At 62.4% G+C, this 11,911-nt stretch carries 10 protein-coding genes; 3 read left to right on the forward strand and 7 right to left on the reverse strand.

Annotated features, from left to right (window positions below):
* Positions 1-14: 14 nt before the first annotated feature.
* Both AC1RRJ_RS19460 and AC1RRJ_RS19465 read left to right on the forward strand, forming a co-directional pair.
* Entirely contained in the window at positions 15-1,625 is a 1,611-nt protein-coding gene (locus AC1RRJ_RS19460; protein ID WP_493125777.1) for an AMP-binding protein, read from the forward strand.
* The gene (locus AC1RRJ_RS19465) at positions 1,622-2,416 is read left to right on the forward strand and encodes an enoyl-CoA hydratase/isomerase family protein (RefSeq protein WP_493125779.1); all 795 of its coding nucleotides are present in this window, start codon (positions 1,622-1,624) and stop codon (positions 2,414-2,416) included. The genes AC1RRJ_RS19460 and AC1RRJ_RS19465 overlap by 4 nt, the downstream gene beginning before the upstream one ends.
* Positions 2,417-2,613: 197 nt before the next feature.
* On the opposite strand, the gene AC1RRJ_RS19470 is transcribed toward AC1RRJ_RS19465, so the two are convergent.
* The 5 genes from AC1RRJ_RS19470 to AC1RRJ_RS19490 form a co-directional block, all read right to left on the reverse strand.
* A complete protein-coding gene (locus AC1RRJ_RS19470; RefSeq protein ID WP_493125781.1) occupies positions 2,614-3,753 on the reverse strand; it encodes a YkvI family membrane protein in 1,140 nt (379 codons plus the stop codon).
* Complete coding sequence (locus AC1RRJ_RS19475) at positions 3,750-4,682, reverse strand: N-acetyltransferase DgcN family protein (protein ID WP_493125783.1); 933 nt, start codon at positions 4,680-4,682, stop codon at positions 3,750-3,752. Before AC1RRJ_RS19475 ends, AC1RRJ_RS19470 begins: the two co-directional genes overlap by 4 nt.
* 363 nt (positions 4,683-5,045) lie before the next feature.
* Complete coding sequence (locus AC1RRJ_RS19480; protein ID WP_493125785.1) at positions 5,046-6,197, reverse strand: dipeptidase; 1,152 nt, start codon at positions 6,195-6,197, stop codon at positions 5,046-5,048.
* Positions 6,198-6,276: 79 nt separating this feature from the next.
* A complete protein-coding gene (locus tag AC1RRJ_RS19485; protein WP_493125787.1) occupies positions 6,277-7,284 on the reverse strand; it encodes a dipeptide epimerase in 1,008 nt (335 codons plus the stop codon).
* A complete protein-coding gene (locus AC1RRJ_RS19490; RefSeq protein ID WP_493125789.1) occupies positions 7,284-9,266 on the reverse strand; it encodes a serine hydrolase domain-containing protein in 1,983 nt (660 codons plus the stop codon). Before AC1RRJ_RS19490 ends, AC1RRJ_RS19485 begins: the two co-directional genes overlap by 1 nt.
* Before the next feature lie 144 nt (positions 9,267-9,410).
* Between AC1RRJ_RS19490 and AC1RRJ_RS19495 the strand changes: the two genes are divergently transcribed.
* Positions 9,411-10,034: a helix-turn-helix domain-containing protein gene (locus AC1RRJ_RS19495; RefSeq protein ID WP_493125791.1), complete on the forward strand. Its 624-nt coding sequence runs from the start codon at positions 9,411-9,413 to the stop codon at positions 10,032-10,034.
* 185 nt (positions 10,035-10,219) lie between these two features.
* On the opposite strand, the gene AC1RRJ_RS19500 is transcribed toward AC1RRJ_RS19495, so the two are convergent.
* Positions 10,220-10,975: a maleate cis-trans isomerase family protein gene (locus AC1RRJ_RS19500; protein ID WP_493125793.1), complete on the reverse strand. Its 756-nt coding sequence runs from the start codon at positions 10,973-10,975 to the stop codon at positions 10,220-10,222.
* Positions 10,976-10,983: 8 nt separating this feature from the next.
* Entirely contained in the window at positions 10,984-11,892 is a 909-nt protein-coding gene (locus AC1RRJ_RS19505; protein ID WP_493125795.1) for a fumarylacetoacetate hydrolase family protein, read from the reverse strand.
* Between the last annotated feature and the right edge of the window lie 19 nt (positions 11,893-11,911).

The raw sequence follows: 11,911 nt of genomic DNA on the forward strand, positions 1-11,911 counted from the left end.
GTCCCGACGCCGGGATGCGCGATGCGGCGCCCCTGTCGCTCGGCGACGCTCTGACAGAGGCGGCATCGCGATGGGGCGACAAGGAGGCTGTCGTTTACCGGCATCAACCGGCCATCGCAGATGTCGTCTGGACCTATGCGCAGCTGGACGAAGATGCCGCGCGCCTGGCAACCGCGCTGGCCGAGTTGGATTTTGTCCCCGGCGAACGCATTGCCATTTGGGGCGCGAACCACGCCGAATGGGTGTTGCTGGAATATGCCATCGCCAAGGCTGGCCTCGTCCTCGTCGCACTCAACCCCCTCTACAAGCTGAGCGAGCTGGAATTTGCCCTTCTGGATTCAGGCGCCGTCGGCATATTTCATGCCGACCGGATCGGCGGCGCCATCCCGGTCGAGATCATCCGTGAAGCGCGCAAGAGCATCCCCCGTCTTCGCCATGTGCAATCCTTTTCGGACATCTGGACCAGGCTGATGCCCATGGCGAGCGTTCCGCTGGCGCCGGTTGCCGTCGATCCCGACGGCCTGTTCATGATCCAATATACTTCGGGCACGACAGGCGTTCCGAAAGCCGTGCGGCTTTCGCACCGTGCGATCACAACCACCGCCCGCAATTCCTATCGAACATGGGGGCTCGGAGAGGATAGCCGGGTCTGCCCGGGCTTCCCTCTGTTTCATGTCGGTGGCTCGGGAAATTCGATCCCCGGCGCCGGGCTCGTCGGCGCGACGACGCTCCCGCTCTATATTTTCAAACCCGCCGTAACGCTCGACATCCTCGAACGCGAAGAATGCACGGCCTTCATCGGTGTTCCGACGATGCTGATCGCGATGCTGGACGATCCCTCCCTTCCCGGCCGGTCGCTGCAGAATCTGAAGACGGTCATTCTGGGCGGCGCGCCAGTGACAAGGAACCTGCTGCAACGCTGCGAGGATGTTTTGGGCGCCGACGTTATCAATTGCTACGGGCAGACCGAAACCTGCGGGGTTACCACCACCACCACGTCTGCCGACAGCCCCGAGACCAAGACGCGGACGAGCGGCGCTCCGCTTGTCGGAGTAAGCGTTGCCATTCGGGATGAACGGGGCCGCTCGGTCCCGCGCGGCGCAATCGGCGAGCTTCACTACCGCGGCCCCGGCGGCATGCTGGGCTATGGCAGCAATCCCGATACCGCCGACGGTCCGGACGCGCAGCCCTGGATCGCATCGGGCGATCTGGCGACGATGAACGCGGAGGGATTTGTTGCCATTGTCGGCCGGAAAAAAGAGATGATTATTCGCGGCGGAGAGAATCTCTCGCCGGTCGAAATCGAAAGCTACATGAAGGATCATGAGGCGATAAGCGATGTCGCGGTCGTCGGCGTGCCCGACGCAAAATATGGCGAAGTCGCCTGCGCTGTCGTTTCCATCCGCCACGGCGTCGACATAACCGGGCCCGAAATCCGGCAATGGTGCGCGGACCGCATCTCGCGCTGGAAAGTCCCCGAATATGTCGAGTTCGTCGACGAATTCCCGCTGACTCCGTCGGGCAAGATCCAGAAATTCATTCTCCAGCAGAAAATCGCAAAGCGGCTGGGCCTGATCACAGATCAGCCAGCCGGCGACAATATCAAAGAGGACGCACAGACATGAACTATGACCGTTACAAGGAACTTCGGATCGAGCAGAACGACAAGATTCTGACGATAACCGTGAATCGCCCCGACACGAAAAACGCAATCAACCTCGCGTTGCACGAGGAATTTTCTTACATTTTCGACGATATCGACCGGGACGAGAATGTCGATGTGGTCATTCTCGCCGGCTCCGGGGGTTCTTTCTGTGCGGGCGGCGACCTGACATGGCTATTGTCCCTGCATGGCGATGCCGCCGCTACCAGCATCGGAATCCGGCGCGACCGGAAGATCCAGAATGCAATGCTCGACCTTGAAAAGCCGATCATCGCAAAGGTCGATGGCCCGGCCATCGGGTTGGGCTGCTCGCTGGCCCTCTATTGCGATTTCATCTATGCCTCCGATCATTCGGTATTTGCCGATCCCCATGTCTCGGTCGGCCTTGTCGCTGGCGACGGCGGAGCCGTTATGTGGCCGCAGTTGATCGGATATGCGCGCGCGCGCCGATATCTGCTGACCGGCGACCCCATCACCGCGATCGATGCGGCGGCCATGGGTTTGATCACCGAAGCCGTGCCCGCCGATGACCTCGATGCCGTCGTCGCAAAAATGGCAAAAAGGCTCGCCAGCGGCGCCACCCATTCGATCAAATGGACCAAGGCGTCCATCAATGCCGGCCTGAAAGTCACAGCAAACGCAATCATCGACCGGGCGGCCGCGTATGAAAATGTGACCCAGCTTCTCGACGACCACCGGATCGCGCTCGAAGCCTTTCAGAACAAGGAGAAGCCCAGGTTCATCGGCCGCTAGGCAACCATCGACTGGGCCCCCTTCCCCTCCGTCAATGCGGACGCTTGCTCCCCTCCAGCCCCGCCACGGCGCGAGGCTGTCGGTCCGCGCTGACGCCCCGGGGGCCTTGGCGATTGAGGAAAAAGGAGCAGACCGACGTGGATGAAGCAGGTGCTGCGACCAATTGCATCAGCGAGCAGGTAACCGGCGAGTGGCTTTCACAAAAGCCCCCCCATTGGCAAACGCGGGCGGGCGCGCAGCAGGCGCCAGACACCAACGGTCAGCAGCGGCACAACAAAGACCATCAGGAACAGCGCGGCAAGGAAGCGATAGCCGCTCGCGATCAGGTCGACGAGCCCGATTTCTCCAGCGACGAACATGCAGCCGGTCAGGAACCCCGCACCGATCAGCGCGCGCGCAGCGGGTTTGAGCGCCGGGCGGCCGCGGCTCTCGACCGCGCCCGATATACGCTCATTGATCGCATGGACGGCGCCCGCGCCGCTTTCGAGCAACGCAGCAAAGATCATCACCTGGAACAGGATTTGAAAGCCCGGTACCGTCATCTGGCGGAGCAGAAAATCAGACGGCAAGGTCTCGGCGCCGATCGCAGGATAAAATGCCATCATTGCGACGAAGAAGAGGATCGCGGGCAGCATCGACAATGGCCCCGCAATCAGCCCGGCGACAACTGCGTCGCGCTGGCTGGTGAGATGGCGCAGCACCGGCAGGATCACGACCGCGCCAACGATGTTATAGCTCGCATAGGTCAGCCCGCCCGCCATCCAGTTCCCCGATGGTGGCGGGGCATTGGCAAAACTTTGTCCGATCAGACCGCCGAAGCTCGCAAGCGCGAGCACGAGGAAAAGCCCGTAGACGGCATAGAGCAGAATCGAGACATATTTGAACATCTGCTCGACTGCAGCGGTCCCCCAAGCGGTGACCGCAACGATCGACACCGCGAGCAGCACCGATCCCACAACCTCTGGCCAGCCAAAAGTGGCGGCACCGATCGCCCCGGCTGCGGCGCCGAACACCGCGAGGATCAGGACCACGAAGATGATGTAGGCGGCCTCAAATGCGACCCAGGCGGGGCCAAGAAGTCCTTTGAAAAAGCTTCGGTAATCATATGCGCCAAGCGAGCGTGCAAGAGCGAAGGTCAGCGCCGCGACGACGCTCCATATAAGCGTCGCAAGCAGCATCGCGGCAAGGCCGCCCCATGGTCCCGAAGGCACGAAATACTCGGCGAGTTCGCGCCCCGTCGCATAGCCGCCACCGATAATGACGGCTTTCAACGCGAAACCAGGCAGAAGGAAGCGCTGGAACCAGCTCGCCCCGCCGGACCGAGTGCCGGCGGTCATGCGAGACAGCCGTCAACGAGAGCGTCGAACGCCGCCCCGCCGCGGATCGGGTCGGCGACCGGCAGACCGAGACGGCGGCTCTCGGCACCGATCAGTGCGTCCGCCTCGCCCGGGCCAAAACTGGATGTGTTGAGGCTGACACCCCCGCAACGAATTGCTGGATTGGTGCGGCTGCCAAGCCGGATCGTAAGGTCGATGACTTCTTCAATCGATGGCAATGCGAAGCGTTCCATGCCCATGATCACCTTGCGCGTTGGGTCATGGCATACGACGAACACGTCAGGCTGGCTGCCGTGGAGCAGGCCCAACGACACCGCAGCATAGGCGGGATTGAAGATCGACCCCTGCCCTTCGATCAAATCCCAATGCGTATCGGGCGCGTCCGGACTCAATATTTCTGCCGCCCCCGCCTCGAAATCCGAAACCACCGCGTCCATCGGCATGCCACCTCCCGCGATCATGATCCCCGTTTGGCCCGTCGCACGAAAATCCGCATCGATCCCGCGCTGGGCAAAGGCCCGATGCAGCGCGAGCGCAGTATATTTCTTGCCGAGAGCGCAATCGGTGCCAACCGTGAGCAAGCGCTTGCCACTGCGCTTGCGCCCGTTTCCGATCGGGATGGCGGGCGGCGGAATGCGCACGTCGATCAGCCGTTTCCCGGTGCGTCGTGCGGCTTCGGCCAGCGCGAGCTGGCTCGCCAGCCGAACGTGGAGTCCGCTGACGATGTCGAGGCCCGCCTCCATCGCCCCGATCAGCGCAGTGACCCACTTGTCATCGATCACTCCACCAAAATTGGCGACTCCGATCACCAGCGACTGCGCACCCGCCGCCAGCGCTTCAGCCGGCGACAGGCGTGGCAGTCCGGTCGTGACGGTACAGCCATCCATCGCGAATTCGCCGACGCATCGGTCGGCAGCCCAGTCCGCCAAACCGAACGCGGTTTTGGCATAACCCGCTTCGGTTGTGTCGCCAAGAAACAGCAGGTAGGGGCTTGGGAGCGAATACCCGCCGGCGCGGACTTTAGCGTCTTCTTTCACAAGAATATGATCCAATTGCTTTCCCAATATCCAAAATCAATGGCCAGACCGACCGTTCGTGGTTGAATCGGCACTGCGACAACATAGTTGTGACGGCCCAAGGCGCTCGCGGCTCCGGAACCGGAAAGAAGTCCCCGTTACCAGTCAGGTTTCGAACATATATTTGCGCCGTCCACCCCGCGTTGCCGGGCAGGGCGAAAGATCGAATGCGGCGGCATGGCGGCTACCGGCCTCCCGGCAACATATATCCCCGCTTCATTGTCCGCCCCCCCACACTTGCGCCAACAAACGGCGAAAATTGCCCCCGAGGACGGCCCGGATGTTATCGTTCGAATAGCCCCGACGGATCAGTTCCTCGGTGAGGTCGAAGACCTTGCGGGGATGATCGAAGCCGTCGATGTCGATCTTGTCGCGAAAGGCATAGCTGCCCTTGTATCCCGCCTTCAGCGCGGCATATTCCTCGGGCTTCATGTCGTCATAGCCATGGAGATCGGCGTCGGAGCCGATCCCGACATGCTCGACCCCGACCAGCTTTGCGACATGGTCGATATGATCGACCATGTGCCCGACGTTGGTTGGATCGGTCGTGCGGATAAACATGCGTACCCCGGTGATGCCCATCACCCCGCCCTTCGCTGCGAGCGCCTTGATCGCCTCATCGGTTTTGACCCGCGGATGGTTGATCAGCGCGCGGGCATTGCTGTGGGTGATCGCAATCGGCCCCTTGGCGATCTCGATCGCGTCGAGGGTGGTCTTGTCGCCGCAATGCGACACGTCGACGAGCATCTTCGTCTTTTCCATTTCGGCGATGATCGCTGCGCCATAGTCGCTGACCCCGCCGTCGACGCGCTCAGTGCTTCCCGACCCCAGCATGTTTTGCGTGTTATAGGTGAGCTGGGCGCAGCGCAGGCCCAGCCGGCGGAACAGCGCGACATCCGCGACGCTCTGGAATTGCTCGGCATTCTGGATGCCCATGATGACGGCGCATTTGCCGTCCTTCTTGGCCCGGTCGAGATCGGCAACCCCGTCCACCAGCGTGAAGACATGGGTGTTGCGCCCGGCAAAGCCCTGCCACGCCGCCATATATTCGAGCGCCTGCGCGCGGGCATCGGGACCGCCAAGCCCAAAGGCATTGTGAAATCCGGTGATGCCGCTGGCGCGGAACTCGGCCGCTTCCTCGTCGGTCAGGCGATGCGCGACATAGTCTTCAGACATGGTAATCTTCAGCGGCGCGAGCATGTCGATGACCAGCGACGAAGCGACCAGATCGACAGCGCGGCGCGAATAGCTGCGCCCCGGTGCGGCGGCAAAGGCAAAGGCGCCGCGATTGATCATCGGGACCGACAAGGCGGTGCCTACCACGCCGGCAACCAAGGCGCGGCGCGATAGCGGTATATTATTGCTCACTGGACCCTCTCCCAAGAAGATTTCTTTTTTTTGACTATTGTCCCAATTAGAGAAATGTCAACCTAAATAGGATATTTCGCTATTCACCCCAGATGCTTCCCGGGCAATGGATCATGCCGTCGCGATAGCTTACGCCGGGCTCGCGATCGCGGGCCAGAAAGGTCGGGCCATCAAGATCGACGATGTCGCACAGCTGTCCGAGGACATAGGAGGGCGCCATCGACAGGCTGGAACCCATCATATTGCCGACCATGACATCGAGGCCGAGCAAGCGCGCCTGCCGCGCGATCGCCAGCCCTTCGGTCAGGCCGCCGCATTTATCGAGCTTGATATTGACGACATCGAACCGCCCGACGAGCGACACCGTGTCGGCGAAGGTGACCGCGCTTTCATCGGCAACGAAGGGCAAGGGACGTTTCAGCCCGTCGAGGTCGGCCTCCCGCCCGCGGCGCAAGGGCTGTTCGAGCTGCGCCACTCCGGTATCGGCGAGGACCGGCAGCAATTCGGCAAGCCCCGCGATGTCATAGCCCTGATTGGCATCGACGCCGATCCACGCGTCGCGCCGCGCCGTGCGCACCGCTACGATGCGCGCGATATCGTCGCGCAGGTCGCCAGTCAGCTTGACCTTGATCGGCGCCGCAGGATCGAGCGCGAGCGCGGCCTTCGCCATATTCCCGGCGCTGTCGGCGCCGAGCGTCAGCGTCGACGGCAGCGCCCGCGGCGGCTTCAGTCCGGCCAGTTCCCATACCGGCTGGCCGCCGCGCTTTGCCTCGAGATCCCAGAACGCACAGTCAAGCGCATTGCGGGCACCGCCGGGGGGCAAAAGATACTGCAATTCCTCGCGCGTCGCGCCCTGCTCGATCGCCGGACGCACACGGGTCGCCTCGGCCAGCATATGCTCGATATCGTCGCCGAGATAATAGACTCCCGCACCCTCGCCATATCCGCGATGTTCGCCGTCCGATATTTCGGCGACGAGCAGCGCGGTCTCTGTGAAGACATGGCCCGAGATGCGGAAGGGCCGATGATAAGGGAAGCGCTCGACCCGAAGGTCGAGCGCCAGCCGCTGCGTGCTCAGCGTGGCCATCAGTAGACCATGCTGAAGCCATAGAGGTTGAAGCGCAGCATTACCCACACGAGCACAAGCGCCGCGAGCATGAGCAGCACCGCACCGACCTTCATCGTCCAGCGCCGCTTGCCGGTCCAGCACAGCCACAAATGCCATGCGGCGGTTGCCAGCAGACCAAGCGTAGCGATCGGCGTCAGGATGCGGAGCAGGATGATCAGCCAGTCGAGCGGGCCACCAATCGCGCCGATATCGGCCGAGAAGGCCATGATCAGCGCCAGCCACCCGGCGACCGCCGCGATGACGAGCCACGCGAACAGCCGCGACAGCCGCCATGCGCGCCGCGCCTTGCCTTCGAGCGCAAACGACGCGCCGAAGTTGCGGCGGACCAGCGCCCGCACCGGCCACGCCAGCGCCGCGAGCAGCACGAGTAGAAGCGATGCGATGAGCGCGGGGGTCAGCCACGCGGTGTTCTCGCCCGTCGATGCCGGCTCGAACACCACGAACGGCGACGCCTCATCGACGCTGAAGCGCACAACCCTGCCGTCCTTCACTTCGGCAGCAAGCCGCTCGCCCGTGGCGGTATCGCGCCACACAAAGGGCTCGACCTCGACCCAGTCACGCGCGCTCGCGCTCCCGCCGTCCATCCCGGGGATCGCGATCTTGCCATCCTCGCCGACCACGACTTTGGTCTGACCGAGCAAACCCAGGATACTCATGAAATTGGTGAAGGCGCCGCGGCTGCTGACATAGTGGCCCGCGAGCATTGCGGCATGCTGACGCGCGGTTTCGGCATCAACCCGGCCGGGCTTGGCTCCGCCTGGCAGGTAACGATCAGCAAATTTGTGGAACAGCGCACTGCGCACCGCACCCGAGGCGCCTGCAGCACCAGCGCTGTTCATCGAGATGAAGACGCCGATATCCGAATCGGGGAACAGCCACAAATAGCTGTGGAACCACACCGTATCTCCGCCATGCGCGATCGCGCGATGACCATTGACCTGCTGCTCATAGAAGCCGAGCGCCATGGCGTTCAGTGGTGCGACCCCGCCTGTGGCGCGGAAATCATGCATCATCTTCGCGGTTTCGGGTTTCAACAGCACCCCGCCATTATTGAGGTGCGCCATCATGAACTTACCCATGTCGGCGCCGCTCGCCGACAGGCTGCCCGCGGGCGCCGGAACAATGATCTCGAACGGCTTCGCTTTCTCGGCCACCGTCGAATAACCGCTCGACATGAAGGGTTTCAAGGCCGCCGGAAGCGGCTGACGAAAGGTCGAATGTGCCATGCCGAGTGGGCCAAAGACTCGCTGGTCGACATAATCATCGAACGGCATGCCGCTGACGCGCTCGACGATGTAGCCGGCGAGCGAGGTGGCATAGTTGGAATAGGCGGGCGTCGTGCCCGGCGCGAAAACCCGCTGCGGCAACGCGAGCGGCATCAGCTTCTTGAGCGGCATCACCGCCTTGGGATCGCTGCTGATCAGATGACGCACCGATTCCTCGAAGCCTGCGGAGTGCGTCATAATGTGGCGCAGCGTCACCGGCTTGCCGTCGAACGGCGGAATCCTGAAATCGAGATAGGCGTTGACGTCCTTGTCGAGATCAAGCTTGCCCGCCTCGACCTGCTGCATCACCGCGGTCCAGGTCACGAGTTTCGACACCGATCCGGGGCGGAAAAGTGTCGTTTCGGGCGATACGGGCTTGCGCGAGGCAACGTCAGAAAAGCCATAGCCCTTCTGCAGCACCGGGCCATCCCCGCGCACAACGACGACGACCGCACCCGCGATCCGCGCGCGTTCCAGCGCATAGGGAAGGAAACCGTCGAGCCAGGCCTCCAGGTCGGCCGCATCGAGCGCGACGGGCTTGGCAGGCATCGCCGGCACGGGCAGGATCCGGCTTTCTGCCTTCGGCGCCGGTTTTTGCAGCACAGGGCCCTGTGCCGCCAGCGGCAGCGCCGTCAGCGCCGCCAATCCAATCATCAGCTTGCGAATGAACCGCATCGCTTTATCCCCTCTCCCTGGGTGCGCTTGCGAAACCTTGCAGCAAGCCGCGCGACCCTTTACCTATGGGGCTAACATCTATTAGCCCGCTGGGGACATAATGATCCTGATTAGAAAATTGTCAAACATGGAATGGAGCAGCTGATGGCGGATGGAACGAAACCGCCGACGCTCGGCGAGGTGATGCGAGGGATTCGCGCCCGAAACGGCTGGACGCTCAAGGAAATGAGCGCCCATTCTGGAATTCCCGTATCGACGCTGTCCAAGGTCGAGCACGACCGGCTGACGCTGAGCTATGACAAGCTTCAGCAATTGAGTCAGCGGCTCAGCATCCGCATGTCCGATCTGTTCGCCGAGGACGGGGAAAGTAATTCGCCCCGCGTGACCGGCCGACGCAGCATCGGCACGATCGACAATGCGGTGCGGGTCACGACCGACAATTATGATTATCACTATCTGTGCACCGACCTGCGCCAGAAACGGATGATCCCGCTTATCACCCGAATTCGCGCCCACAGCGCGCGCGAATTCGGTGACCTGGTCCGGCACCAGGGCGAGGAATTCATCTATGTCATCGAGGGACGGATCCAGATCCTCACCGAATTCTACGATCCCGTGACGCTTGGGGCGGGCGAAGGCATTTATCTCGATTCATCAATGGGCCACGCCTATGTTGTGGACGAGGGATTTGAGGAGGCGCTGGTCCTTGGCGTCTGTTCGAGCGCCGACGAGGGGCTGATGGACTCGTTGATGAGCTTGCACGGCTAACACCCTCTTTCCCGGAAAATTTGGACGACAGCGCGTCGGCCCTTGGCCCTGTCCGCAACGCTGCTGTGCAGCTCGATGCTTCTTTCCACCTCGGGCATCGCAAGGTGTCGTGTTACCCGGCCTTGCAACCGGCCTGGCGAGCCCCATCGACTTGCTCTGACCCCGCCAAACCGCACGGCGCGTTCTCAGTATCGGCCAGAAAGCAGCGCGCCCGCGCCTGGAACCTCAGTCGACAATCCAAGGCGCGCGAGCATCTGGTGCGCGGTGCAGATCGCCGCCGACACCACGGGCAAGCCGATTGCATCCTCGATTTTCTGTACCGACGGCAGCGAGGGCATCTGGACGCATGCCGACAGGACGAGCGCGTCGATGCCGGTCAGGTCGAGCCGCTTATAATGGTCGAGAAGATTGGCGGGATCCTGCGCCGCGACTTCCAGATTGTCGGGGATTTCAAGCGCGAGCCAATCCGATACCGCAACCCCTTCATTCTCGATGTAGGAGACGACCATCCGGGTGAGCGGCTTCATATAGGGTGCAACCAGCGCGATGCGCTTCGCCTTCAAAACGGCGAGCCCCTCGATCAGCGCACCGGCGCTCGTGACCACGGGCGCGGCGTGCCCATTCTCGACCGTCCGCTGGTGGAGACGCGCCTCCGACACGCGATGATACCCCTCGCCCATACTCATGATCGCGACGAGGCAGGCATAGCCGAGCACGTCGACCGCAGCGTCCGACAGTTCGAACGCGCAGCGATCCGAATCCGCGTCCATCGCGGCGAGTTCCTCCTTCGTCACCTTCTTCATCCGCATCCGCGACGAATGGAAGGTGAAGCGTTCGGGCGCGATGCTTTCCCGGGCCCGGAGCAGTGCCGGAATCTCGGTTTCCATCGTGACGTTCGAGCTGGGCACGATCTGCCCGACACGGATTGGCCTGGTCATCATATGCCTCCTCAGACCGCAACGATCGGGTTGCGCAGCGTGCCGATCCCTTCGACCGTGCATTCGACAACGTCGCCCGGCCACATGAACTCCTGCGGGTCGCGCCCTGCGCCGACGCCCGCAGGCGTCCCGGTCGCGATGATATCGCCGGGCTCCAAAGTCATGACGCTCGAAATGTCGGCGATCAGCTGGTTGACGTTGAACAGCATGAAGCGCGTGTTGCTGTTCTGCTTCTCGACGCCGTTGACGTGGGTCAAGATATCGAGATTGTGCGGATCACCGATTTCGTCGGCGGTGACGATGCACGGCCCCATCGGCGCGAAGCTGTCCTGCCCCTTCGACACGATCCACTGCCCCGCACGGCGGCAATCGCGCGCGCTGACGTCGTTGATGACGGTGTAACCGAACACATGGTTCAACGCGTCAACCTCCGCGATATGGCGCGCTGTGCTGCCGATGATCACGGCAAGCTCGGTTTCCCAGTCGAGTTGCTGCGTCACCTTCGCATTGTGGCGGATCGGATCGTTCCATGCGACGACGGCGGTCGGAGGTTTCGAGAAGATCACCGGCTGTTTGGGCAGCGCGTCTGACGTGTCGAGCGAACGCGCGGATTCGGCGACATGCTCGGTATAGTTCAGCCCGATACCGAAGATGTTCTTGCGCGGGCGCGGAATCGGAGCGAGCAAGGTGACATTGCCCTCGGGAAGCGAGGTGCCGATCAGATCGGCGGCGGTCGCCGCGACGATAGCTTCCTGAAGGAAGCGCACGGCAATCGGCCCGAGGTCGATGAAATCGAGCATCGTCGAGGGCAGGTCATGCCCGATCGCGTCACCGAAATATTCGACGTCGATCACAAGCCCGTCGTGGAGAAGGCCGAGCCGGGGTTCGGTTTCGACCGTGCGATATGTCACGAAGCGCATTATCTGTCCTGTCTGTCTG

The sequence above is a fragment of the Sphingopyxis sp. GW821-FHT12C06 genome (genome assembly GCF_058807415.1).